The organism is Corynebacterium sp. 20-84 (genome assembly GCF_053479455.1).
Window position 1 is genome coordinate 70,241 of sequence record NZ_JBRBCB010000001.1, and the last position, 25,866, is coordinate 96,106.

General features: G+C 61.8%; 22 protein-coding genes and 1 pseudogene. 13 read left to right on the forward strand and 10 right to left on the reverse strand.

What is annotated here, in order from left to right:
- Position 1: 1 nt before the first annotated feature.
- From murJ to ACUY2Y_RS00370, 5 genes are all read left to right on the forward strand, one after another.
- A complete protein-coding gene (murJ, locus tag ACUY2Y_RS00350) occupies positions 2-3,193 on the forward strand; it encodes a murein biosynthesis integral membrane protein MurJ (protein ID WP_448324341.1) in 3,192 nt (1,063 codons plus the stop codon).
- A 130-nt stretch (positions 3,194-3,323) separates the two neighbouring features.
- Positions 3,324-3,938, forward strand: coding sequence for a sigma-70 family RNA polymerase sigma factor (locus ACUY2Y_RS00355; protein WP_259901691.1), 615 nt, complete (start codon positions 3,324-3,326; stop codon positions 3,936-3,938).
- Positions 3,939-4,060: 122 nt separating this feature from the next.
- Positions 4,061-5,026: a thioredoxin-disulfide reductase gene (gene trxB / locus ACUY2Y_RS00360; RefSeq protein ID WP_448324496.1), complete on the forward strand. Its 966-nt coding sequence runs from the start codon at positions 4,061-4,063 to the stop codon at positions 5,024-5,026.
- 102 nt (positions 5,027-5,128) lie between these two features.
- Positions 5,129-5,455, forward strand: coding sequence for a thioredoxin (gene trxA, locus ACUY2Y_RS00365; RefSeq protein WP_448324342.1), 327 nt, complete (start codon positions 5,129-5,131; stop codon positions 5,453-5,455).
- A gap of 91 nt (positions 5,456-5,546) precedes the next feature.
- Positions 5,547-6,725 (forward strand): N-acetylmuramoyl-L-alanine amidase, encoded by a 1,179-nt coding sequence (locus ACUY2Y_RS00370; RefSeq protein ID WP_448324343.1) that lies wholly within the window; start codon positions 5,547-5,549, stop codon positions 6,723-6,725.
- On the opposite strand, the gene ACUY2Y_RS00375 is transcribed toward ACUY2Y_RS00370, so the two are convergent.
- The 8 genes from ACUY2Y_RS00375 to rpmH form a co-directional block, all read right to left on the reverse strand.
- Complete coding sequence (locus tag ACUY2Y_RS00375; RefSeq protein WP_448324344.1) at positions 6,722-7,378, reverse strand: hypothetical protein; 657 nt, start codon at positions 7,376-7,378, stop codon at positions 6,722-6,724. The two genes, ACUY2Y_RS00370 and ACUY2Y_RS00375, sit on opposite strands and share 4 nt — an antisense overlap.
- A gap of 10 nt (positions 7,379-7,388) precedes the next feature.
- Positions 7,389-8,450 (reverse strand): ParB/RepB/Spo0J family partition protein, encoded by a 1,062-nt coding sequence (locus ACUY2Y_RS00380; RefSeq protein ID WP_448324345.1) that lies wholly within the window; start codon positions 8,448-8,450, stop codon positions 7,389-7,391.
- 4 nt (positions 8,451-8,454) lie between these two features.
- On the reverse strand, positions 8,455-9,402 hold the full coding sequence (locus tag ACUY2Y_RS00385) for a ParA family protein (protein WP_448324497.1): 948 nt from the start codon (positions 9,400-9,402) through the stop codon (positions 8,455-8,457).
- Positions 9,403-9,463: 61 nt separating this feature from the next.
- The gene (gene rsmG, locus ACUY2Y_RS00390; protein ID WP_448324346.1) at positions 9,464-10,105 is read right to left on the reverse strand and encodes a 16S rRNA (guanine(527)-N(7))-methyltransferase RsmG; all 642 of its coding nucleotides are present in this window, start codon (positions 10,103-10,105) and stop codon (positions 9,464-9,466) included.
- Positions 10,106-10,110: 5 nt separating this feature from the next.
- Complete coding sequence (yidC, locus tag ACUY2Y_RS00395; protein ID WP_448324347.1) at positions 10,111-11,301, reverse strand: membrane protein insertase YidC; 1,191 nt, start codon at positions 11,299-11,301, stop codon at positions 10,111-10,113.
- Between the two features lie 7 nt (positions 11,302-11,308).
- Positions 11,309-11,593, reverse strand: a complete 285-nt coding sequence (gene yidD / locus ACUY2Y_RS00400; RefSeq protein ID WP_448324348.1) for a membrane protein insertion efficiency factor YidD — start codon at positions 11,591-11,593, stop codon at positions 11,309-11,311.
- Entirely contained in the window at positions 11,590-11,952 is a 363-nt protein-coding gene (gene rnpA, locus ACUY2Y_RS00405; RefSeq protein WP_448324349.1) for a ribonuclease P protein component, read from the reverse strand. Before rnpA ends, yidD begins: the two co-directional genes overlap by 4 nt.
- Before the next feature lie 27 nt (positions 11,953-11,979).
- Positions 11,980-12,117, reverse strand: a complete 138-nt coding sequence (gene rpmH, locus ACUY2Y_RS00410; protein WP_076598259.1) for a 50S ribosomal protein L34 — start codon at positions 12,115-12,117, stop codon at positions 11,980-11,982.
- Positions 12,118-12,932: 815 nt separating this feature from the next.
- Between rpmH and dnaA the strand changes: the two genes are divergently transcribed.
- The 8 genes and pseudogenes from dnaA to ACUY2Y_RS00450 all read left to right on the forward strand — a co-directional run bounded on the left by dnaA (position 12,933) and on the right by ACUY2Y_RS00450 (position 24,544).
- The gene (gene dnaA / locus ACUY2Y_RS00415; RefSeq protein WP_448324350.1) at positions 12,933-14,588 is read left to right on the forward strand and encodes a chromosomal replication initiator protein DnaA; all 1,656 of its coding nucleotides are present in this window, start codon (positions 12,933-12,935) and stop codon (positions 14,586-14,588) included.
- Positions 14,589-15,204: 616 nt separating this feature from the next.
- A complete protein-coding gene (dnaN, locus tag ACUY2Y_RS00420) occupies positions 15,205-16,392 on the forward strand; it encodes a DNA polymerase III subunit beta (protein WP_448324351.1) in 1,188 nt (395 codons plus the stop codon).
- 3 nt (positions 16,393-16,395) lie between these two features.
- Complete coding sequence (gene recF, locus ACUY2Y_RS00425) at positions 16,396-17,592, forward strand: DNA replication/repair protein RecF (protein WP_448324352.1); 1,197 nt, start codon at positions 16,396-16,398, stop codon at positions 17,590-17,592.
- Complete coding sequence (locus ACUY2Y_RS00430; protein ID WP_448324353.1) at positions 17,589-18,224, forward strand: DciA family protein; 636 nt, start codon at positions 17,589-17,591, stop codon at positions 18,222-18,224. The genes recF and ACUY2Y_RS00430 overlap by 4 nt, the downstream gene beginning before the upstream one ends.
- Before the next feature lie 95 nt (positions 18,225-18,319).
- A complete protein-coding gene (locus ACUY2Y_RS00435; RefSeq protein WP_448324354.1) occupies positions 18,320-19,573 on the forward strand; it encodes an ATP-binding protein in 1,254 nt (417 codons plus the stop codon).
- A gap of 174 nt (positions 19,574-19,747) precedes the next feature.
- A complete protein-coding gene (gene gyrB / locus ACUY2Y_RS00440; RefSeq protein WP_448324355.1) occupies positions 19,748-21,838 on the forward strand; it encodes a DNA topoisomerase (ATP-hydrolyzing) subunit B in 2,091 nt (696 codons plus the stop codon).
- 108 nt (positions 21,839-21,946) lie between these two features.
- A pseudogene (locus ACUY2Y_RS00445) lies at positions 21,947-23,524 on the forward strand (G5 domain-containing protein); the annotation flags it as partial.
- A 120-nt stretch (positions 23,525-23,644) separates the two neighbouring features.
- Positions 23,645-24,544, forward strand: a complete 900-nt coding sequence (locus ACUY2Y_RS00450) for an alpha/beta fold hydrolase (protein ID WP_448324356.1) — start codon at positions 23,645-23,647, stop codon at positions 24,542-24,544.
- Positions 24,545-24,568: 24 nt separating this feature from the next.
- Here ACUY2Y_RS00450 and bsaP read toward each other — a convergent pair whose 3' ends face one another.
- Together bsaP and bioB are read right to left on the reverse strand one after the other, a co-directional pair.
- Positions 24,569-24,772: a biotin synthase auxiliary protein BsaP gene (gene bsaP, locus ACUY2Y_RS00455; protein WP_448324357.1), complete on the reverse strand. Its 204-nt coding sequence runs from the start codon at positions 24,770-24,772 to the stop codon at positions 24,569-24,571.
- Positions 24,772-25,848 (reverse strand): biotin synthase BioB, encoded by a 1,077-nt coding sequence (gene bioB, locus ACUY2Y_RS00460; protein ID WP_210573629.1) that lies wholly within the window; start codon positions 25,846-25,848, stop codon positions 24,772-24,774. Before bioB ends, bsaP begins: the two co-directional genes overlap by 1 nt.
- Between the last annotated feature and the right edge of the window lie 18 nt (positions 25,849-25,866).

The following is a 25,866-nucleotide window of genomic DNA, read 5'->3' on the forward strand; positions in this document are numbered from 1 at the left end:
TATGGCGGAAACGACGACGGAGGAGCAAAAGACAACGAGCGATAAATCCGTTGTCCGCTCCACCGGCTCCATGGCTGTGGCGACACTGATGTCGCGCATCACCGGCTTCATCCGCACGGTGATGATCACCTCCGCACTCGGCGGCGCCGTGGCATCGGCATTCAACACGGCGAACACGCTGCCGAACATGATCACGGAGATCGTGCTCGGGTCGGTGCTCACCGCGCTGGTCGTGCCGGTGCTCGTGCGCGCGGAAAAGGAAGACCCGGACCGCGGCGCCGCATTCATCAGGCGGCTATTCACCCTGACGATCACGCTGCTGACCGCAGTCACGTTGATCACCGTGATCGGTGCGCCGCTGCTCACAGAGGTGATGCTGAAAGAGGGCGGGCACGTCAACCTGGTGCAGGCGACGTCTTTCGCCTATCTGCTGCTTCCACAGATCATGTTCTACGGCCTGTTCTCGCTGTTCATGGCCATATTGAATACCAAGGAAGTGTTCCGGCCCGGGGCGTGGGCGCCGGTGGCGAACAACCTGGTCTCCATCGGCGTGATGATGCTGTACATGATCCTGCCGGGCCAGCTCGACCCGAAGGAGCACACCGGGGTCACCGACCCGCACATTCTGCTGCTGGGTCTGGGCACCACGCTCGGCGTGGCGGTGCAGTGCCTGATCATGCTGCCGGCGCTGCGCCGACTGAAGATCGACCTGCGGCCACTGTGGGGCATCGACGAACGTCTCAAACAGTTCGGGGGAATGGCCCTGGCGATCGTGACGTATGTGGCGATCTCGCAGGCAGGATACATCATCAACAACCGCATCGCATCGGGCGTGGATAGTTCCGCGCCGGTGATCTACATGCAGCATTGGCAGCTGCTCCAGGTCCCGTACGGCATCGTCGGCGTGACCCTGCTGACGGCGATCATGCCGCGCCTGTCGCGCAATGCCGCCGACGGCGACGACGAGGCCGTGGTCCGCGATCTGACGTTGGGCACGAAGCTGACGTTCATCGCGCTCATCCCGATCATCATCTTCATGACCGCACTGGGCCCCGACATCGGCAACGCCCTGTTCGGCTACGGCAACTTCACCAACGAAGAGGCCCGCACGCTCGGCCTGACCTTGAGCTTCGCCGCGTTCACGCTCATCCCGTACGCACTCGTGATGCTCCACCTGCGCGTGTTCTACGCCCGCGAAGAAGCGTGGACGCCGACCTTCATCATCGCCGGCATCACACTGACCAAGGTGGTTCTGGCCACCTTGGCACCGACTGTGGCATCGCGGCCAGACCAGGTCGTGGTTCTGCTCGGCGCGGCCAACGGCTTCGGCTTCATTGCCGGCGCAATGATCGGCGCATTCCTGCTGCACCGCAAGCTGGGCTCCCTGCGCTTTGCTTCGGTGCTGCACACCTCCGTGTGGGCGGCCGCCGCAGGCCTGGTGGGTGTCGCCGCGACCATGCTCGTGCGTTTCCTGCTGCGCCTGATCCCCGGCGGCATGCCCGGGTTGGCCGCGGCTTTGGGCCGCCGCGATTCCTTCGGCCTGCTGCTGGAAATCCTGATCCTCGGCATCGTCTTCGTCATCGCCACGGGCATCGCACTGTCGTTCTCCAAGCTCCCTGAGGTTAAAAGCCTGGGCGCGGTGCTCGCCCGCGTGCCTGGCCTGCGCCGCATCGTGCGCACGAGCCCCGCCGATGACATCGCAGCAGGCACCGGCGTAGACCCGCAGTTCCTCGGTACTGACACCTTCAACACCTCCCCGGTCCCGCCGCCGATGTCTGCCGGCGTGGTCCGAGGGCCGCGACTCGTGCCCGGCGCGGCTGTCTCCGACGGCCGCTTCCGCCTCCTGCGCGATTGCGGCGCGTCCAATTCCGCCCGCTTCTGGCAGGCGCGCGAGCAGGCCACCGGCCGCATCGTGGCGCTGACATTCGTGGACACGTGCGGCACGGCACCGATGGCGCCCGTCACCCCGCGGCAAGCGGCGATCGACGCCGCCGGCATCTGCCACCGCACGAATCAGCTGAAAGAGCTAGGCCTGCCCGCGGTCGCACCGGTTCTTGAGACAATCAGCTACCGCACCGGCGCGGTCGTTGTCGCCGACTGGATCCCAGGCTCCGACCTGAAGACAGTCGCCGACTCGGGTGCAACGCTTCTCGACGAAGCCGTCGCCGCCGCCATGATCCCCCTGACCGATGCCATGGCACAGTCCCGCGATCGGGGCGTGCCACTGGGTCTGGACAACCGCAACCGCATGAGAGTCAGCGACGACGGCACGGTCGTCCTCGCTTTCCCAGCGATCCTGCCCGACGCCGACGTCGAGGCCGATGCTTCCGCCTACGCATTCGCCCTTGAGTTGCTGGCCGGTTCCGCGGAGACGGATGCGCTCACGCCTCCTGCCGCCGCCGCGCGCGAAGAGGTGCCCGACTACCGCGCCATCGAGCAGTCGCTCGCTGAGATTGCGCACACGCACGTCGCTCCGGCACCGCTCGTGGAGGTCGCTGCTCCGGAGGAAGCGAATTACGACGCGACCTACGAAACACACGAGCACACCGCGCGCAGAGGCGGCTTCGGCGAGCGCGGTATCGGCGCACTGGGCACAGCAGGACTGGTTGCCGTCGCCATCACGGCGGTCGTGCTCGTCGCGGCGCTGACCGTCTACCTCGTGGGTATGTTCAGCCACCGCGCCGATTCGCCGATCACCAGTGAATCCGCGCGCGACGGAGCCGACCAGGTCTCCGAAGGCATAGAAAACGGCCCGCTCGGAACACTGCCCGTGATCATCGCACCGCTCACCGCTACCGCATGGGGCGAGGATGCCGACAGCGACAGGAATATCGACTTCGCCGCGCTTGTCGACGGCGAGGACTCCACCGCCGCCTCCGCCAAGGCGGGCGAGAAGGTCCTGCTCACCGCCGATAACGGTGCCCCGTTCATCCCCGAGGAGCTCAATATCGACTCCGCCAGCGGCGCGGGCATGGACTACGTCGTTTATGCCACGACCGAGCAGACCGCGAACACCACAAACGTCAACCACCTGCGCATTTTGACGAACGGCACGTTGAAAGACGGCCGCACGAGCATCGAGATCGACGGCAGCAAGGAGGCGGTTACCGGTCTCGTCATTGCGTTCAACAGCGAGAACGACGCTGCAGCGATCATCCGCGGCATTTCCGTCGTCGGCACGCGGATGAGGTAGAAAGCCCGTTACAAGCGTTGCGCACTATAGTGCGCACTTTTGGCGAGCGCGTCCCCCACGCGTCAGGGCAAAATGGGTTCCACAGCACACATACAGCTGGAAACAGGGGAGACTTGTTCGGGGGGACAAGGTGAATACGCATAGTCACGGCCGCTTGGCGCGCACATACCGGATCAACGCGCAGCGGAAGCAGCAACAGCTAAAGAAGACCGATAATGCACTGGTCACGGAGTACGTCGCGGGGGACAACCGGGCCTTTCAGATCATTGTGGAAAGGCACCGGCAGCGGATGATGGCCGTGGCCAAGCAGTACGCGCGCAATGAGCACGACGCGCAGGACATCGTTCAGGACGCGTTGTTCAAGGCCTCGCGCAATATGCACACTTTCCGCGCCGAATCCGCGCTGACCACGTGGCTCTACCGCCTCGTGAAGAATGCGGGCTACGATCACGCGAAACGCGCGGAGAATAAAAGGCAGCACACGAGCCTGGATGATTCGGAGAAGCTCAGCCCTGACGCGAACCGCTACCTCGCGCATGACCCGCTGGGCAATCTCGACCGCCTGCTCACGCTCCGCCAGGCCCTTTTCAAACTTCCGGCCGCGCAACGACGGGCTTTAATGCTTATCGACGTCGCCGGCTACTCCATCAACTCCGCCGCCTCCCATCTGGGCGTACGCCCCGGCACCGTGAAATCGCGCCGAAATCGGGCTCGCCAGGCGTTATCTGACGGCTTGCGCAGTTAACTACACTGGCAGCCATGACTGAATCCAACGGGTCCACCGGCTCCAACAACATTCCGAAATTTCCCTCCGTCAATGCCCTGGGCGGATTCAAATCCGCACCGGAGACTGCTCCCACCGAGCAGATGAAGGAATCCTCCGAACGCACCGGCGCGGACGCCGACAGCAACACCATTTACGACGTCATCGTGGTCGGCTCCGGACCTGCCGGCTACACCGCTGCGCTGTACACCGCGCGCGCCGACTTGAAGCCGCTCGTTTTCGAGGGCTACGAGTTCGGCGGCGAGCTGATGAACACCACCGAGGTGGAGAACTTCCCCGGTTTCCAAAATGGCATCCAGGGCCCGGACCTGATGACGGAGATGCGCGCCCAAGCCGAGCGTTTCGGTGCCGATCTCCGCGCTGACCAGGTCGATAGCGTCGAGCTGGACGGCGACATCAAGAAGGTTCACGTCGGCGACGAGGTTTTCCACGCCCGCGCGGTCATCCTGGCCACCGGTGCGGCACCGCGCCACCTGGGCATTCCGGGCGAGCAGGAGCTCACCGGCCGCGGCGTGTCCACCTGCGCGACGTGCGACGGCTTCTTCTTCAAGGACCAGCACATCGCTGTCGTCGGCGGCGGTGATTCCGCGATGGAGGAAGCCACCTTCCTGACCCGTTTCGGCTCCAAGGTGACAATCATTCACCGCCGCGAGGAATTCCGCGCCTCCCAGATCATGCTGGACCGCGCGAAGGAGAACGACAAGATCGAATTCCTCACCAACGCCGTCGTGGAAGAGGTCCTCGAGGACGGCGGCAGGGTCGCCGGTCTTCGCATCAAGGACACCCAGACGGGGCAGGAATCCACCCTGGACGCCACGGCAATGTTCGTCGCCATCGGCCACGACCCGCGTTCCGGCTTCCTTGACGGCCAGGTAGCCACCGACGCAGAAGGCTATGTCACCGTCGAGCACCCCACCACGAAGACGTCGTTGCCGGGCGTTTTCGCCGCTGGCGATTTGGTGGACAACTACTACCGCCAGGCCATCACCGCCGCCGGTTCCGGATGCCGCGCTGCCATCGACGCGGAGCACTACCTGGAAGCGCTGTAGGGAAGCGGAAACCGCATCTGAAACAAAATCGAAAACAGCAGCGGTAAAAGAAAATCGCAAGTATTTTGGACGAAAATAAAGCAGAATAGGAGCGCAGCGACCATGAGCAAGCCCATCGACATCACGCAGAACACCTTCAAATCGGAGGTCGTCGAATCCGATATCCCCGTCCTCGTCGAGTTCTGGGCGGAATGGTGCGGCCCGTGCAAGAAGCTCTCGCCGATCCTCGACGAGATCGCAGAAGAACTGGACGGCAAGGTCAAGGTAGCGAAGGTCGACATGGACGAAGAACGCACACTCGGTGCGCTGTTCCAGGTCTTGACCATCCCGCACGTGTTGATTTTCAAGGACGGCCAGAAGGTCGACGAGTTCAGCAGCGTGCGGCCCAAGGCCGAGATCCTCTCCCGCCTGGAACCGCACCTGTCGTAAGCAAAAACGGCGACACGCAAGGTGTTCGGCTTACCCAACGCAGGGGACAGTAAGATGAAACCGTTCCTCAATGCTCATAGAAAGGTGAGTTGTGTTCGGTCCGTATCGAGTGGGAGACTCCAGCGCACGCGTCGCTGAAGTCCGCTCGACCCTTGCGCGTCTGGGGTTGGTGGACGACTTCGAGGGCGATGTGGGGGAGTGGAACCGCCGGCGTTTCTCCCAGTCGGAAATGTATTTCGACGAGGAATTATGCACCACGCTCAAGGCCTTCCAGCAGTCCCGCGGCATTTTGCCCTCGGGCGAGATCGACGAGCTCACTCTGCGCGAATTGCGCCACGCTTCCTACACCCTCGGTGCGCGTGCTTTGTCGTACCAGCCGAACCAGGTCCTCGTCGGCGACGACGTGGGCCAGCTGCAGAAGCAACTGCAAGAACTCGGCTTCTACTCCGGGCGTATCGACGGGCACTTCGGTCCCGACACCCACGCCGCACTGTCTAATTACCAGCTGAATTACGGTATCCAGGACGATGGTGTCTGCGGCCCGGAGACCCTGCACGCGCTGAGCTTGCTGGGCCGGCGCATTACCGGCGGTTCTACCCAGGCGATCCGCGAACGCGAAGTCGTCCGCATGGCGGGACCGCGCCTGACGGGCAAGCGCGTGGTCATCGATCCGAGTATCGACGTCGAGAATATGGCACGCATCAAGGGGCCGTACGGCGAGATCACTGAGGAAGAAATCCTCTGGGACCTGGCCGCCCGCGTGGAGGCACGCATGATCGCCGCCGGCATGGAGACGATCATGTCGCGTCCGCACGGCGATAATCCTTCGGCGAAATCGCGGGCAGATCTGGCGAATAGCTTCGAAGCAGACCTGCTGATCTCCCTGCAGCTGGACCGCTACCAGAATGAGAAAGCTAACGGCGTAGCCACCTTCTATTTCGGGTCTGAATTGGGCGCGTCGTCCATGACGGGCGAGATGCTTTCCGGCTTCATCCAGCGCGAAATCGTCGCGCGCACGCAGCTGGGCAACTGCTACAACCACGGCCGGACGTGGGAGCTGCTGCGCATGACGCAGATGCCGTCAGTCGAGGTCGTGCTCGGATACGTGACTAACCCGCACGATATGTCCATCATCACCGATCCGACTCAACGAGACGCGATCGCCGAAGCGATCGTCGTTGCCGTCAAGCGCCTCTACCTGCTCGAGCAGGACAACCAGCCGACAGGCACCTTCTCTTTCACAGAGCTGTTGCGCCAGGAACGCGCTTAGCGTCCACCAACGGAAACAGCGGCGAGCAGATCTGCGATCTCACGCTCAGTGAGCAGATCGTGCACTGGCGGCAATTCCAAACGCAGACGCGGAATCGCCGGGTGATCGGCGACAATCTGAAAGCCCGCTGACTCCAACACATCAACAGGCATCAAGCCGATGGTGGAGCGGTTGGCCACCAACTGGCGACACATCCGGGTCAGGTCCTCGGGCAAATCAGAACGCAACCCGAACGCTTCCACCGCGGGAAGGGACCTTTGGGTGAGGGCGGCAACGGCGGCGTCGATAAGCACTGCCTCCCAGCCGATGCCCTCGACCGCCGCATCAATATGCAAGCTGGTCAGGCAAAATGCGTCGGTGGAGAAGGGCGCGGTGGGCATCCGAACAGCGCCGGGCGCTGCCGACGGCGGGCACATGAGCAGACTCGCGTGCGCACCAGCGGTGATAGCCGGGTCGACGATGGAAAAGCCCACGGCGGGCTGCTCGTAGGCGAGGCTTAAGAGCCAGGCGGCCTTGTCCACGTCGGAATCGGTGCCGCTGAACGCGTCACCCAGCGGATCGAGCTCCCAGAACACGCTGCGCGCGGTCGTGCGGTGAATGCGGTCCAAGGTGGCCGCCTCCAGCGGAATCACCCGGACGTGTCGCAGCGCCATGGCCCCAGGGCTAGTCCGTGCCCTCGATGAGCGACATGATGCGCTCGAAATCCTCGCGGTCGCCGAATTCGACGACGATCTTTCCCTTGCGCTTGCCCATGGTCACCGAGACCTTGGTGTCCCACTCGTCGGCCAAGCGATCGGCTGCCTGGGTGAGGAATTCCGGCTGCGGAGTCGGCTCGCGCTTCGGCTTGTCCGGCAAGGCGCCCTGGCGGTTGAGCAGGGTCACGGCCTCCTCCGTCGCGCGGACGGACAGGCCCTCGGCGACGATGCGGTCCGCGAGCTGCTCTTGGGCCTCCGGGCCCACCTTCACGCCGAGGAGCGCGCGGGCGTGCCCGGCACTCAGAACACCGGCGGCGACGCGGCGCTGCACCGGCACAGGCAGGTTCAGCAGGCGGATCGAATTGGTGATCACCGGGCGGGAGCGGCCGAGGCGGTCGGCGAGCTGCTCTTGGGTGACGCCGAATTCGTCGAGCAGCTGCTGATACGCAGCGGCCTCTTCCAGCGGGTTGAGCTGCACTCGGTGGATATTCTCCAGCAGAGCGTCGCGGAGCATATCCTCATCGGATGTCTCGCGCACGATCGCCGGAATGCGCTTCAGGCCAGCCTTCGAGGACGCGCGCCAGCGGCGCTCACCCATGATCAGCTCATAGCCGTCCTTCGCCGGGCGAACCACGATCGGCTGGAGCAGACCGAATTCCTTGACGGAGTGAACCAGCTCAGCCAGCTCGTCTTCGTCGAATTGAGTACGCGGCTGCTTCGCGTTCGGGAAAATATCCCCGATCGGGATCTCCTGGTAGGAAGCGCCGAAAGAATCGTTCTTGTCTGTCACCATCGCCGCCGGCACAGAAGAGGGCCGGCTCATCGTCGGCGCACCCGGAATCGTCGGAGCGCCCTTGACCTGTTTCTTCTTCTTGGGCTTGCTGTTTTCATCCCGCGCGCCCTTATTCCCGCCGATGATCACGTCAGCCGCGCCATCACCAAGCGGGCCCGTCTTCTGGTGGTGGTCCGGATTCGACGGGATCAGCGCCGCCAACCCGCGGCCCAGACCGCCCTTGCGTTGCTCTGCCATTGCTCTACTCGTCCTCCTCGCCCAACTGGGCGAAAATCTCGGGACTCACACCGATCGGCCCCGTCGTCTCATGCGGCTGATAGTCGCCACGGGTAGCGAATTCACGCGCGGCATCGAAATATGCCAGCGCACCGCGCGAGCCCGGGTCGTACTCGATCACGGTCTGGCCGTAACCCGGCGCCTCCGACACCTTCACCGATCGCGGAATCATATTGCGCATCACCACATCGCCGAACTGGCCGCGGACCTCTTCTGCGACTTGCTCCGACAGCTTCGTGCGGGCGTCATACATCGTCAACAGCACAGCGGAGATGTGCAGGCTCGGGTTCAAAGCGCCGCGGATCATCGTGATGTTATTCAGCAGCTGGCCCACACCCTCGAGTGCGTAATACTCGCACTGGATCGGGATGAGAACCTCATCCACAGCATTCATCGCGTTGATGGTGAGCAGACCGAGCGACGGCGGGCAGTCCACAAAAACGTAATCGAAGCCGTGCTCCTCAAGGAATCCACCGCGCAACGCATCTGCCAAGCGGTACTCGCGCCGGACCAGACTGACCAGCTCAATCTCAGCGCCAGCCAAGTCGATGGTCGCGGGAATGCACCACAAATTTTCGTTGTCCCCGGAGCGCTGCAGAGCCTCTGCCGGACCCGCGGCACCGATGAGAAGCTCATAACTCGATGTCTCGCCGTCACGGTGGCCGGCACCCAGCGCGGTGGACGCATTGCCCTGGGGGTCCAAATCCACCACGAGCACCTTGCAGCCCAGCTTGGCCAGCGACGCCGCGAGGTTCACCGACGTAGTGGTCTTGCCCACGCCGCCCTTCTGGTTTGCCACAGTGATCAGGCGCGGTTGATCCGGCTTCGGCACCGTCGAGCGCCCAGTATTCATCTGCGCCGCACGGCGAGCCGCCGCAGCAATCGGGGTGTCATCCCACTGCTCGTCGTCCACGTGGCCTCCCGTCACTCTCAATATCAGTCAGTGTCAGATTAGTAGAGCGACCGAACATCCGTTACCCCGCCCGCTTAATGCGGATCAAGGTGGTGGGTTGTTCCAGCAAGCCCTCACCGACGGTGAGGATCTCCGCATCCGTACCGCGGGCCTTGGTGATCATGGCGGCGTCGCGCTCCAATTCCTCTGCCACGCTCGCACCCTTCATTGCGGTCATAGAACCGCCGGGGCGCACGAGGGGAAGGGACCAGCCAGCCAGCTTGCCCAAGGGGGCGACGGCGCGGGAGGTGGTGACGTCGAAAAGCATCTTTTTCTGCTCTTCCGCACGCCCGCGGACAACCGTGACGTTATCGAGTCCGAGTTCTGCAGTGATCTCGCTGAGGTACGTCGAGCGCTTCAGCAACGGCTCGATGAGCGTGATCTGCAAATCCGGGCGGGCGATGGCCAAGGGAATGCCCGGTAGGCCCGCGCCGGAACCGATATCCGCAACGCTTTGGCCCTCGTCGAAGGCTTCGGCGATGACCGCGCAATTGAGCACGTGGCGGCTCCACAGGCGGGAGACTTCCTTCGGGCCGATGAAACCGCGCTCCGCCGCGGTGGTGGCCAGGGAATCGTGGTAGGCCTGCGCGAGCGGCAGCCGGTCGCCGAAGATCTCGGCAGCTGCGGCGGGCGCGGTCTCCCACTCAGGCGTGTGCTCAGGCATATGCCTTATTTCCCCTTCTTCTTTTTCTTCTTGCCCTTCTTCGGGTTATTCGGCTTAGCTCCCGGCTTGGGCTTGAGGCCGACATTGGAATCCCCATCCGGATCAGCCTTGTCCGACGATTTGCTCTCCGGCTCATTCGCCGCGGACTTTTCCGTGTTGTTTTCCGGGTGATTATTGTTGGCGCGCTGCTTCGCGGCATCGCGCTGACGCTGTTTCTTGGAACGGTTGTCCACCGTACGGGCGCCAGCGACCGGTGCGGAAGCACGCTTTGCCTCGCGCTTGGCCTCTTCCTCTTCCGCCTCTTCCTTGTCCATCTTGGCGTAGACAATCTTGGTCTGGAAGAAGGTCCAGATGTTGTTGGACAACATGTAGGTGAGCAGACCGATGTGCCAAAAAGCACCAGTGACCAGCAGGGTTGCCGGGAGGAACCACAGCATCATGCCGTTCATGGTCTTCATCTGCATTTCCATCATTTCCGGCGAGTTCATGCCGCTTTCCGGCTGCTTCTTGCCGGCCGCTGCCTGCTCCGCCTTGCGCTTGGCCATGCGCTCGCGCTGGCGGCTCATCGAAATGCGCGCGTTGAAGTGGGTCAGGAGCACACAGGCGATGACCATCGGCAACGCAACCAGGATGATGTCGGTGCGGGAGAAGTCCGACGGGGCGAACGCGGCGAACTGCTCTTCCGGCATGGACATGTAGGAAGACAGCGGAATGCCGAAGACGCGCGCATCAAGGAAGGACTGCACTTCTTCCGGAGAGAAGATGTAATTCGCAGTATTGCGGTTTTGCTCCACGGTCATGCCCAAGCCGCCGCCGGAGGTGCCGGTGCGGTTGAAGGAGCGCAGCACGTGGAACAGACCGAATAACACCGGCATTTGCACCAGCGGAACAATGCAGCTGGCCAGCGGGTTCATGTTGGCTTCCTTGTACAGGCGCTGCATCTCCTGCGCCTGCTTTTGCTGGTCCTTGCCGTATTTGGCGCGGATCTCCTGCATCTTCGGCTGGAGTTCCTGCATCTTTCGGCCGGCGCGCAGCTGGTTCACCATCGGCTTGACGAGGAAGACACGGATGGTGAAGGTCAGGAACATGATTGCCAGCAGCCATGCGGCGCCGGAATCCGGCGAGAGCAGGTAGCCGAAGATCTTGTGCCAGAACCACAGCACCGCTGAGATGGGCCAGTAGATGAAATTCAGCACTGGTTGTCTAACTCCTGTTCATAGGTACGGGGTCGTAACCGCCGGGGTGCCATGGACCGCACTTGGCTAGACGCGCAAGGGCGAGAAGGCCACCGCGGGCCGCTCCATGCCTCGACACTGCTTCAAGCGCATACGCGCTGCAGGTCGGCTCGAAGCGGCACGTCGATCCCATCTTAAGGGGTGAGAAAAGTTTTTGGTAAAGCCGCACGCACCGCACCATCACACGGCCGACGGGCCCAGATGGTGCAGGAATACGCTCACCGTCAGTATTGAAATGCTCGAAATCGGTCATGAGCGCGCGGCTGCTTTCTTGCGGGCCCGCGATACACCTGATTCCAAGTCCGCCAGCAGTTGCGCACTCGTGGCACCGGCACTCGCAGGAAGGGCACGGATGACAATGTCCACTTCCCGGTCGAGCGACTCGGCGACCTCCATGCACAGGTGTCGCAATTGTCGCGATAGACGGTGACGGGCAACGGCGTTGCCCACCTGCTTAGACACAATTAACCCGAACCGCGGGCCGCCGGAGATGACGGTGTCGGTTCGGGTGTAATAGTGCACCACGAGGGTGCGGGTGCCTGCGCGCCCGCCCTTAGAGATCACCCGGCGGAATTCCGCGGACGAGGTGAGCTTGTGGGCACGGGGCAGCACAGCGCGCTCGAGATGAGCCTAGAAGAACTAGGCAGTGAGCTTGGAACGGCCCTTGCGGCGGCGCGCGGAAACGATGGCGCGGCCGGCACGGGTGTTCATGCGGGTACGGAAGCCGTGCTTGCGTGCACGACGGCGGTTATTCGGCTGGAAAGTCCGCTTAGACATGGCGGGGTACTCCTTGCAATCTATGCGGCGGCCAGCGGCGCACACCGAATGATGCGGTGCGTGCGCCTTCCCGGGAAGAGGCAGCCATTTTCAAAACATGTAAGTGAGATGCTCTTACAGCGAATTTGCTGGTGGCATACATTATCTGCGCTGACTCGCCGACACGGGCGGCCCGGTACTCGGCGCTGATGATGCTCTCACGCACACCCCGACTTCCGCGGAACCGCAGAGGTCACAGAGTGCGACAGACCATGCCAGGATACGTGATCGTCGTCGCACCGGCCAAATCGACGCGCGGGGGTAGTTGACCCCAAATTCGTTCACCCCCGAAATTACAACAATGTGTTTTTCCGCAGGTCAAACCGCGACACGCCGACGTAGCCTGCACGGGACCGGTGGGGGTGTCGAACGTGCTTTCTCATACGTCGCGAACGAGGCCCCGGCCACGGATCGGTCGCCTAGACAGTCGGCGGCGGATCAGGGTAAGAAAGCTTTATCACCACAACTTCACAGGAAAATTTCCACCACCGCTGTGGATAAACCTCAATCAGACCTTGAGGCTTGATCGAAAGATGCGGTAAAACACGAGGTCAAGGGCGGTAATTTGGCTCCAGGGTTTATCCACAGCAAGATGAACGTCTTGTGGATAAACTTTGAGTCACCCTGTGGATAACATTGTGAATTCACATGTTCAGGGCGATGTTCACACTCCTGTGAGTTGTGAATAGCCCGCGGCATGCACGGCCCGGAACCGGGGGATCCCGTGCGCGCCGCGGGCTGATTGTTGGGATTTGTATGAGGGAAAGCAGGCTTTCATGGCACACGACCAGCAGAGTTTGAATGCTCTGTGGCAAGACATTGTCGCCGAACTGCTCAACCTGTCCGAACGCCCGAATTCCCACGTTCCCACGTTCAGCCCGGGCGACCGCGCATACCTGCAGCTGGTCACACCCGTCATGCTCGTCGACGGCTACTGCATTCTCTCCGCGCCCCACGCGGCCGCGAAGAATGTCGTGGAGAATAATTTGGGCCCCTACATCGTGGAACTGCTCAGCCACCACATGGGCCAGCCCTGCAACCTCGCCGTCTCAGTGAACGCGCCAGCACCCGAACCGCAATCAGCGCCGCAGGAACAGCCGGCCTCGCAGCCCGCACAGCACACGCAGCACACCGACAGCTCCGCCGACGATTGGTACAGCACCTATTCGGAGCCGGCTTTTCCGATGACGCCGCAGCAAGCACCCACGCGGCCAGCGAATCCGTCACCGTTGGCGGGAGAACAGTTGCCGATGGGGCTGGACGAGCTTGCCCGCATTCATGCGCAGCAACAGGAAAACCCGGTCGAGGAATCCTCCCGCCAACAATCGAGCCACCCAATCGTCGCGGCGCCGCAGCGCATTCCGCGCGAGAAACCGGCGCATGATCCCGATCGGGAAATGAGCCTGAACCCGAAGTACACCTTCGAGAATTTCGTCATCGGCTCCTCCAACCGCTTCGCTAACGGCGCCGCCGTCGCAGTCGCAGAGAATCCTGCCCGCGCCTACAATCCGCTGTTCATCTGGGGCGGATCAGGCTTGGGCAAGACGCACTTGCTGCACGCCGCAGGCAATTACGCCCAAGTGCTGCAGCCGAACTTGCGCATCAAATACGTCTCCTCGGAAGAGTTCACCAACGACTACATCAACTCCGTGCGCGACGACCGGCAGGAATCCTTTAAGCGCCGCTACCGCGACTTGGACATCCTCATGGTCGACGACATCCAGTTCTTGGAAGGCAAGGAAGGTACGCAGGAAGAGTTCTTCCACACGTTCAATGCCCTGCACCAGTCGAATAAGCAGATCATTTTGTCGTCCGACCGTCCGCCGAAGCAGCTGACCACGCTGGAGGATCGCCTTCGCACGCGCTTTGAGGGCGGGTTGATCACGGATATTCAACCGCCGGATCTGGAGACGCGCATTGCGATTTTGATGAAGAAGGCCGCAGCCGACGGCACGCGAGTGAGCGAGGACGTCCTCGAGCTCATCGCATCGCAATTCGAGTCCTCCATCCGCGAGCTTGAGGGCGCTTTGATCAGGGTGTCGGCGTATTCGTCGCTGATCAACGAGCCGATTACGCTCGACGTCGCCCAAGTCGCGCTCCGTGACATCCTCCCGGACGAAGGGGATGTGACGATCACGGCGGAGACAATCAAAGAAGCCGCAGCGGAATTCTTCCGCGTCCCGATGGACAAGCTCACCGGCGCCGGCAAAACGCGCGTTGTCGCGCACGCCCGTCAGTTGGCCATGTATCTGTGCCGCGAGCTCACAGATTTGTCTCTGCCGAAGATCGGCCAGGAATTCGGCGGCAAGGACCACACGACGGTGATGTACGCCGACCGCAAGATCCGCAAGGAAATGACGGAAAACCGCGAAACATACGATGAGATCCAGGAGCTCACCCAGATCATCAAGAATCGCGTTCGCGCGCGGTAATCACAAACGGTAATCACGTACTAGCACGGCGCTTATCGACGTCGCACTCGCGCCATTGAGGGACACACCCCCTCAATGGCGCTTTTTTGTTGCCCATGAATTGCATGGTTTTTGCAGCGATCGAGTTATCCACAGAGTTATACACACCTGTGTAATTCCACGGTTGTAATTAAGTGGAGTTGGTCACTTCTGGCTTCTCCACAGCCGAAATCCGCTGTCCACAGACGCGGGAGAAGGTTGTGATTTGGCGGTGGAATTTCACGCGTCCGCTGTGGGAAACGAAGACCCCGAGAAAGTTATCCACAACATCGCCGAGTTATCCACAGAAATTGCACACCCGCTCCCCACAAGCGACACGCCGATCCGACATGCACCAATGAGGTGAGATCCACAGACTGCACAACGCTTACTGTTACTCCCAATCTTTTTCCTAGTATTGAAACCAAGAGAAAGAGAGCGTGGGGACAACTCCGCCGGGCTGCCGCCGCCGAAGCGAATGACAATGCGCGACTATGGGCAGCCTTCCGTTGAGGCGAAACCACGCACCGCTTAAGGTGAGTTGGACATGAGCTCACCTGACGATGACCGGCAGCGCTAGCAAGGAGCAACGAGGACCATGGACGACAACAACGTGTCATTCCGCGTGCACAAAGACGATCTTTCGGATGCCGTCGCATGGGTGGCACGGAACTTGCCGACGAAGAACACCCAGCCTGTGCTCCGCGCCGTGGTGATCACGGCAGATGACACCGGTTTGGAGTTGGCAGGCTTCGATTACGAAGTCTCCACTCGCGTGCGCATCAGCGCTGAAGTCGCAGAGCCTGGCCGTGTGGCTGTTGCTGGCAAACTCATGGCGGACATCGTCTCGAATATGCCGGCCAAGCCGGTCGAGGTATCCGTGGACAATTCGCGTCTGCTTCTGCAGGGCGGCTCCGCGCGCTTCGAGCTGCCGCTCATGCCGCTCGACGACTACCCGGTGCTGCCTGAGCTGCCGGAGGTGACCGGCACGCTGGACACCTCGACTTTCGTCAACGCTGTCACCCAGGTCGCATCTGCTGCCGGCCGCGACGACACGCTGCCGATGCTCACGGGCGTGCACATGGAAATTGCAGGCAACCAGGTCAAGCTCGCTGCCACCGACCGTTTCCGTCTGGCGCTGCGCTCCCTGGAATGGGATCCGGTAGCAGGCGACGTGCAGGCAAAGCTCCTGGTCCCGGCGAAGACGCTGCTGGACAACGCTCGCACCCTGGATTCCCACCTGCAGGATCCGGTGGAGATCGCGGTGGGCACCGGCGAGAATGTCGGCGGTGACGGCCTGTTCGGCCTGCACTCGCAAAACCGCGAGACCACCACTCGCATGCTGGACGCGGAATTCCCGAATATTCAGCCGTTGCTGCCGAAGACCCACACCTCGATGGCGTCAGTGGAGATCGCTCCGCTGGTGGAAGCGATCCGCCGCGTGAGCCTGGTGGCCGACCGCAACGCGCAGCTGCGCATGCACTTCAAGCCGGGCGAGGTCTCGCTGTACGCCTCCGGCGCCGATTCCGGTGAGGCGACCGAGTCGCTGCAGTGCGCTTTCACCGGCGCCGATGAATTGCTCATCGCCTTCAACTCCGGCTACCTGCGCGACGGCCTGAGCGTCATTCCGACGAAGCGCGTTGTTTTCGGCTTCACCGAGGCGTCCCGCCCGGCGATCATGATTCCCGAGCCGGAGGAAATGCCGGAAGCAGGAGCGGACGGCACGTTTGAGACTCCGGCGACGGACTTCACCTACCTGCTCATGCCGGTGCGCCTGCCGGGATAGCACGTGTTTGTCCGTGAACTCGATCTGCGTGATTTCCGCTCCTGGCCGGAGCTGAATCTCGCGCTGGATAAAGGAGTCACAGTCTTCTCCGGCCGCAACGGCCACGGCAAGACCAATATCGTCGAGGCAGTCATCTACTCGGCGACGCTGTCCAGCCACCGCGTCTCTCAGGACCAGCCGCTGGTGCGAGCGGGCGCGCAGAATGCCCGAGTCTCGGTCACCACGGTCAACGAAGGCCGTGAACTGACAACCCACCTGCTGATCAAGCCGAAGGAAGCGAACCAGGCGCAGATCAACCGCACCCGGCTGAAAACGCCGCGGGAAATTCTGGGGGTTTTGCGCACAGTGGTTTTCGCGCCGGAGGATTTGGCGCTCGTCGTGGGCGAGCCGGGGGAGCGGCGCCGCTTCTTAGACGGGCTGGCCGCCATCCGCACGCCGCGCTTCGGCGGGGCGAAAGCCGATTACGACAAGGTTCTGCGCCAGCGCAATGCGCTGCTGCGTTCGCAGAAAATGCTGCTGCGCCGGGGCTACAACGACGACCAGGGCGCGAGCGCGCTGTCCACCCTCGACGCCTGGGATATGCAGTTGGCCTCTCTTGGCGCGCAGGTGATCGCAGGACGGAAAAAGCTGGTGGGGGAGCTCGCCCAACCCGTCCACGACGCATATGCCTCGGTGGCGCCGGAGTCGCGGCCGGCGAGCATTAGTTATGTGTCGACGGTGGATGGGGGCGTCGATAAGCTCGCTGGTGTTGATAGTGATGACCCGGAGATTCTTGAGGCCGCTTTTCTCACTGAGCTGTCGCGGCGGCGCAAGGAGGAGATCGACCGGGGCACGACGCTGGTCGGCCCGCACCGCGACGACCTCGTGCTGATGTTGGGTGACCAGCCGGCGAAGGGGTACGCGAGCCACGGCGAGACTTGGTCATTCGCGCTGTCTCTGCACTTGGCGGAGTACGCGCTGCTGGCATCCGACGGCGCGGAACCCGTGCTGATCTTGGACGATGTCTTCGCTGAGCTCGACGCCAAGCGCCGTCAGCGACTTGTGTCTGTGGCGGAGAAAGCTGAGCAGGTGCTCATCACTGCCGCTGTCGGCGACGATCTGCCTGGAAATCTCGACGACCATGTCTCCGCGCGCTACGGCGTCGTCATGGAGGACAGCGACGACGGGCGGCGCGTGTCGCGGATCGAGGAAGCCCCGTGACGCGAGCGGAAGAACCAGACCTGGTCCGCGCCACGTTCGAGAATCTCCGCGCTACCGCGAAACGCCGCGGTGGGAAGGTTCCGCGACTGTCAGGGCAGGGAAAGAATGTCGTGCCGCGTCGCTCGGTGGGCAAGCTTGCTGCGGCGATGGGCGCGGACGAACCCGCGACGCCGGAGATTTCCGTCCCGGGCTTGGACCTTACGCCTGAGCCGGCGAAAAAGAAAAGGTTCCAGCGGGGACGTCCGACCGGCCCCGACGGGCGCCCTCTACAGCGGGAATACACAGTCGCCGGCTTCGGATCACTGCTCAAAAAAGAGATTTCCCAGCGTGAATGGACCGAACCGATCGCCCACGGCTGGGTGATGGGTAACTGGGAAGCGCTCGTGGGGGAGAAGATCGCGCAACACACCAAAGTCAGCATGATCAAAGACGGCGAGCTGTTCATCTCCTGCGACCAGACCGCCTGGGCGACGAACCTGAAGTACATGCAGTCCACGGTCCTGTCCCAGATCGCGGAGAAGATCGGGCCCGGCGTGATCACCAAGCTGCACGTCTACCCGCCGAAGACCAAGAATTGGCGGTACGGGCCCCTGCATGTCAAGGGTCGCGGGCCGCGGGACACGTACGGGTAGATTGCAATTCAGGTCATGAAATCGTTGCGAAAAAGGTTATAAAACAGTTGCAGATCAGGTCATGAAATCGTTGCGATTCAGGTTATTATAGGTCTATGCAGTATAAATGCCGCGCTGTTGACTCCGTTCTCATCGAGCTTTTAGAGGCGATGGGTGCAGTCTTGATTGAGGGACCTCGCGGTTGTGGAAAGACATCTACAGCTCTAGCCAAGGCTGCTAGTCACGTTCGGTTGGATAAATCGCCGAGCATGGTGCAGCTGGCGGAATTGAATCCTTCAGAAATTCTGAAAGGTGAAACTCCACGACTGATCGACGAATGGCAGCTAGCCCCGTCGATTTGGAATGCCGTTAGGCATGAGATCGATGATCGGCAACAGCAGGGCCAATTCATACTGTCTGGGTCATCATCGCCAAACATCGATGAAAAGCGCCATTCGGGAGCGGGACGAATTGCTCGGCTACGCATGCGTCCGATGGCTTTAGTCGAAAGCGGTGCCTCTTCGGGTTCAATTTCTTTGAATCAGTTGAGTATCGGTGAGAGTGTCAGCGCGACCTCGAAGCTGGGGTACAAGGACTTGGCGGAACAGGCTGTCCGTGGAGGATGGCCCGCACTGCTGGAAGCTGGGACACGACAGGCTATAGCTTTTAACCGTTCGTATTGTGAAAATCTCTATGAGGCTGAACTTGAAGCAGTGGTTGGTGTTAGGCATAACCCAGATGCCGTACGAAGGTTGATGTCATCCGTCGCACGCAATATTTCGAGCGAGGCAACACTCCAGAATCTGGCTAAAGACATTGCTCCAGCTGGCGCCTCTACGGAACCAAAAACTGTAGCTACTTACTTGTCCGCGTTAAACCAAGTTTTCGCGTTGGAGGAGCTCCCTGCTTGGAGTGTGTCTTTGCGATCGAGATCGCGTTTGCGCACCTCGTCAAAACTGCACTTGGCAGATCCGAGTCTTGCGTGTGCAGCTCTAGGCGTCGGGGTAGATCGGCTGTCGAACGACCCTGAATACTTCGGACAAGTATTTGAGTCGATGGTGATCAGAGATCTGAGGACTTTAGCCGGTGCTGACTTTGGCAGGGTCTATCACTACCGCGACAACACTGGACTAGAGGTTGATGCGATCATTGAATACCCCGAGGATTCTAAGTGGGCCGCGTGCGAGGTAAAGCTAGGTTCAAGCAGGATTGCTGAAGCAGAAGAAAGTTTGCTGAAACTGGCTAATCATCGAGTCGATCTTGAAAAGGTAGGTAAGCCTGCATTTCTAGCTGTCATTACAGGAACTGAGTACGCCTATACTCTCCCGAGCGGGGTCCATGTGGTGCCCTTAGGCGTGCTGGGATACTGAGCCCAAAGTGATTGAACCGGTCTCATAAAACCTGACGGCTTCCGGTAAGTACGGAAAAACGCGCGTGAAACACCCTGTCGCTGAAGCTGGCGCTGCAGCTGTGGGGGACCACAACCGTGTAAGATGACATGGGTTAAAGACGTATTCACGCCGTGACAGGAGAGTTTCGGGAAAGTGGCCGAACAACAACCGCATTATGACGCGTCATCGATCACCATCCTTGAGGGATTGGAGGCCGTGCGCAAGCGCCCCGGCATGTACATTGGCTCCACCGGTGTGCGTGGCCTGCACCACTTGGTGTGGGAGGTCGTGGACAACTCCGTCGACGAAGCCATGGCAGGCTACGCGGACAAGGTCGAGGTGACGCTGTTGGCAGACGGCGGTGTCCAGGTCGTGGACAACGGCCGCGGCATTCCGGTGGAGATGCACCCGTCGGGTGCGCCGACCGTCCAGGTCGTGATGACGCAGCTGCACGCCGGCGGCAAGTTCGACTCGGAGTCCTACGCGGTTTCCGGCGGCCTGCACGGTGTCGGTATTTCCGTGGTGAACGCGCTGTCCACCCGCGTTGAGGCGGACATCAAGCGCGACGGAAAGCACTGGTACCAGAACTTCACCAATGCTATCCCCGAGGATTTGGTTGAAGGCGATAATGCCCGCGGCACCGGCACGACGATTCGTTTCTGGCCGGACGCGGAGATCTTCGAGACGGTCGATTTCGACTACGACACGATCTCCCGCCGCCTGCAGGAGATGGCTTTCCTGAACAAGGGTCTGACGATCACTTTGAAGGACGAGCGCGTCTCCGAGGAAGAGCTGGAGCTCGAGGCCATCGCCGAAGAGGGCGACACCGCCCAGGTGGTCGAGGGCGATTCTTTCGACGACGCTGATTCTGAGGGCACCGACAACGAGACGGAGAAGACTGAGGACAGCGACGACGAGACTGGTGTCGCGCCGGACACCAAGAAGAAGCGCGAGAAGAAGGTCACGTACCACTACCCGAACGGTCTGATCGACTACGTGGATTACCTGAACCGCAATAAGACGGCGATCCACCCGACCACCGTCGGCTTTGAGGCGAAGGGCGACGAGCACGAGCTTGAGATCGCCATGCAGTGGAACGGCGGCTTCAAGGAGTCGGTGCACACCTTCGCCAACACCATCAACACGCATGAAGGCGGCACCCACGAGGAGGGGTTCCGCGCGGCGCTGACCACGTTGATGAACCGCTACGCGCGCGAGCACAAGCTGATCAAGGATAAGGATCCGAACCTTACGGGCGACGACTGCCGTGAGGGCCTCGCCGCAATCGTGTCTGTCCGGGTGGGCGACCCGCAGTTCGAGGGCCAGACGAAGACGAAGCTGGGCAACTCGGAGATCAAGGGTTTTGTCCAGCGCGCGGTGAACGAGCACCTCAACGACTGGTTCGACGCGAACCCGGCTGAAGCCAAGGTCATCATTAAAAAGGCCGTGTCCTCCTCCCAGGCACGTGAGGCCGCGCGCAAGGCCCGCGAGTCCGTGCGCCGCAAGTCCGCCACGGATCTCGGCGGCCTCCCGGGCAAGCTCGCCGACTGCCGTTCGAAGGACCCGACAGTCTCCGAACTGTTCATCGTGGAGGGCGACTCCGCTGGTGGTTCCGCGAAGCAGGGCCGTGACTCGATGTACCAGGCGATCCTTCCGCTGCGCGGCAAGATCTTGAACGTGGAGAAGGCCCGCCTCGACCGTGTGCTGAATAACAACGAGGTCCAGGCGATCATCACCGCGCTGGGCACGGGCATTAACGACGAGTTCGACATCTCGAAGCTGCGCTACCACAAGATCGTCCTCATGGCGGATGCTGACGTCGACGGCCAGCACATTGCAACGCTGCTGCTCACGCTGTTGTACCGCCTGATGCCGGATCTGATCGCGAACGGCCACGTGTACTTGGCTAACCCGCCGCTGTACAAGCTGAAGTGGGCCAAGGGCGATCCTGGCTACGCATACTCCGACGCTGAGCGCGACGCTGAGCTCGAGGCCGGCCTGAACGCGGGCCGTAAGATCAACACCGATGACGGCATCCAGCGCTACAAGGGTCTGGGGGAGATGAACGCGGGTGAGCTCTGGGAGACCACGCTGGACAAGGAGCACCGCGTGCTGCGCCGTGTGGACTTGGAGGACGCCCAGCGCGCCGACGAGCTTTTCTCCATCCTCATGGGCGATGACGTCGCCGCTCGCCGCTCGTTCATCACGCGCAAGGCAAAGGACGTCCGCTTCCTCGATATTTAGCGCATTTTCGCTTATCGACGAATAGTTGTTGCCCCCTGATGCATGTCATCCGGGGGCATCTTGCTTTGCGTGAACAGGTGTTGAAAATCACAAACCAAAAAACGGGGCGAGACCCGTCAGCTGGAATACCCGACCGAGTTCATCCTGGATGACTCCCTGCCGGCTGGTACCCAGAAGGTGGACCAGCAAGGCGAGAACGGAGTCGAGACCATCACTTCGGTCCAGGAGATCAAGGACGGTAAGCCGGTCGGCGAGCCCAAGATCACCACGGAGCGCACGAAGGAGCCCAAGAAGGCGATCATCCGCGTGGGCACCAAGGTCGACCCGACCACTGTGCCGACAACGGTTCCGACGACCGTGGAAAAGCCGGTTCCGACGACGGTCCCGACCACCGTGCCGACGACGGTGACGGAGAAATCCACCGAGAAGACAACGGAGACGACCACCGAGCGCACCACGGAAACGGTGACCGCGACGATCACGAATGTGATTGAGAAGCACTTCACCACCACCGTCACGCCGACGCCGGCGACGTCGCTGCTGACCACGACGGTGACGCCGTCCCCGGTAACGACCACTGTTACCGAGCAGGGCGAGCCCGTGACGAAGACGATCACTCCGGACCCGGAGACGACCGTGGTGACCACTACTGTTACCGGTGAGCCGATGCCGACGACCATCACTGAAACCGAGACTGCTGACCCGGTAACGACCATGGTCGAGGTCCCGGTCAAGGAAGTCGAGGTCAAGGTTGTCGGTGGCACGATCATCGCAAAGGGCAAGCCAGATACGCCGCTGGCACTGAAGCTGCGTGATCCGCTGGTGGACAACGACTCACTGAAATTCCGTCCGGTCAACGGCGGAACCCTCAGTGACGACGGACGTACCCTCACCGTCGAAGGCCAGGACGTGTGGAAGGTCAACCCGGAGACCGGCGAAGTCAGCTTTGACCCGGAGAAGGGCTTCAACGGCCAGGTCACCCCGGTTGAGCTGGATTACGAGCGCACCGACGGCGCAGAAGTGATCACCCCGATTCGCATCGAGGCGAGCTACCTGAAGGCCGACGAGCTGGCCCAACCGGAAGAGCCCGGCAAACCCGAGGATCCGAATCAGCAGGGTTCGTCCGGTAGCGAGACTGCAAAGCGTTGCTTCGGTAACGCGGTGCGTTCCCCGCTGCTGTGGCTGCTCCCGATCGCTCTGCTTTCTCAGGTTGGCGGCAAGCTGGCCCAGCCGTACATCGGTCAGGTCCAGGGTCAGTTCAACGCACTGAATGCGCAGATCCAGGAAGAGATCCGTCGTAATACGCCGGACTTCGGCTTTGGCCACCACGGTCACGACAATGAGCAGTTCAACGAAATTGTTAGTCGTGTGAACGCGGCCAATGCGCAGCTGCAGGGCTACGCGAATGACCCGGCCATCCAGAAGATCGGACAGGGAGCGGGTGTCATCCTGGCAATGGTTGCCGCAGGCGCCGTCCTCTACGACTGGTGCTCCAGCCCAGTGGGTGAAGCCAAGACCTCCATCGGTGGTGCTGGTTCTTCCAAGCCTGATGGTGGCGAGCCGGCGAAGAGCGGTAGTTCTGCACAGCAGGACCGCGGCTCCTCCCGCAGGAAAGGCAGCTCCGGCAAGTCCGGCAGCTCCGAGAACTCGGAGAACTCCTCGAGCAGTAAGGGTTCTCAGAACTAAATCGAGTCCTTCAGGCTCCTCCCCGTGAGGAGCATGGAGAAAGTGGCTGGCGGCCGTTCGAGCATGAGCTCGGGCGGCCGTTTCCGCTTATCTAGGTCTGTGATCTGGCACACTAGCTTCATGAGCGAAAACAGTCATTCACGCGACTACACCTTCGTCAACGCAGATGTGACCTTGCCGGACGGGACGACCTCGCCGGTGTTCGTGTTTCCGGCAAAGGGGGGAGCGGGGAACGTCGATAAGCCGTTGGTTGCTATTTGGCCCGGTTTCGGCATGGGTGCGCGGTACTTCAGGCCCACGGCGCAGGAACTGGCGGACCGCGGCTACCCGGTCGTGATCGGTGAGCTCCGCGGGCAGGGGAGGAGCAAGGCCAAAGCGTCGCGCAAGGCGCGCTGGGGCTACCACGACACCGCCTCGGAGGATTATCCCAGGACGATCCGCGCGGCAAAAGAGGAGCTGGGTCTTCCGGTAGACCACCCGACGGTGCTGCTGACGCACTCGATGGGCGGGCAGGTGGCGTCGCTGTTCCTCGCGCGCCCGGAGGCGAAAGAGCTCAATGTGGTGGGCATGATGGGCGTCGGCACAGGCAGCCCGTACAAGGAGAGCTTCGTGGGGGCGGATCGGCGTCGTGTAGCACTGGGAAGCCTGTTCATGACGGCCGTGTCCAAGGTCGTCGGCTACTGGCCGGCGGGACGCGTCGACCTAGCCGGGTACGGCCGACAGTCGGGTGTTCACGTGGAGGAGTGGACCCGGTTCGCGCACTCAAATTCCTTGGCTAATCTGCGGGGCCAAGACATCGATTACGAGGCGGGAATGAAGAAGGTGACCGTCCCGATTCTGCTCACCCGTTTCACCGACGACGATGACTGCACATTGGCATCTGCGGCGTACCTGGCAGATAAATTCGACCCCGACAATGTTCATGTTGAACAGTTGATCGGGGGACTGGGGCACACGAAGTGGGCGCGTAAGCCGGAGCGGGTCGCCGACCGGCTGGAGAAATTCGTGGCGTCGCTCTGAGTTTGGGTGGGTCGGGCTCAGAACCTAGCGTTCCAGCCACTCCGAGCGGAGAATCCCGTGGCGTGAGCAGATAGCTTCCCAAGCCACAGGGTTCATTTTCACGACCATCCGGCGCTCGCACAACGGGCAGATCCGGGGTGCGTCATAGGGTCGCGCCGGGTCAAAAGGTAATTGGATCTCGCCGCTCAACACTGCGTCGGCCAGTTCCGTCGAATCGGGGATTCTCACTAGAGCGACTTCAACGTGCTGTACAGGACGCCGTGGTCGGTGCGCTGTTTCTGTCCGACGGGCGTGATGGGAAGGTTCCGCGGAGACTCCATGGCGCGGTCGACCGCATCACGGTCTTTTTCGATCGGCCGGCCGAATGTCGTCAGGTAGTTGCCGCCGATGATGGCGTTAGCCCCGCCAAGGAGACCAGTTTCTGTGCCGTCATCCCCGAGCGCGAGCTCAGTACCGCCGGCAAAACGCAGCTGTGTCGACGGCATGGCTAGTCGGAGAGCGGCGACCGCGCGCAGGGCCTCGCCTTGGGGAACCAAGGGCCGGTCAGCGAACGGGGTCCCGGGGCGGGGGTCGAGGAAGTTGATCGGTGTTTCGTGCGGGTTGATCTCAGCGAGCTGAGCGGCGAACTCGGCGCGCTGCTCGAGAGTCTCGCCGAGACCGATGATCCCGCCGGAGCAGGTCTCCATTCCTTCCGCCAAGACATTGTCCAAGGTGTCCCTACGCTCCTGCCACGTGTGCGTGGTGACGACGTTGGGGAAGAACGACTTCGCGGTCTCCAAGTTGTGGTTGTAGCGCATGACACCCATCTGCGAGAGCCGGTGGGCATCCTCGCGGGTCAGTGTGCCGAGGGAGGCGGAGATGGAAATGTCCACCTCGTTGTTGATTGCGACGATCGCCTGGGCGACTTGGTCGAGCAGGGACTCCGTCGGGCTCTTCACAGCGGCAACGATGCAGAACTCGCTCGCGCCCATCTTCTCGGACTGCTTCGCGGCCTCGACTAGTTCTGCTGTGTTGAGCGTGACAGAGCGGACGGGGGATTCGAACAGCCCGGACTGGGAGCAGAAGCTACAGTCCTCCGGGCACCCGCCGGTCTTCAAGGAAATGATGCCTTCGAGAGAGATCTCGACACCGCAGTGCTTGATCCGGACCTGGTGGGCGAGATCGAGTAGTTCCTGCAACCGATCATCCTCGATGGTGAGAGCTCGGTAGATCTCACCTTGGGAGAGTCCTTCGCCGTTTTCCAGGCATTTCTCTCGCGCGATGTCGAGGATGTCGGGTTCGTTCACTGAACTGGGTGTAGCCATAGCGACAAATGTAGACCA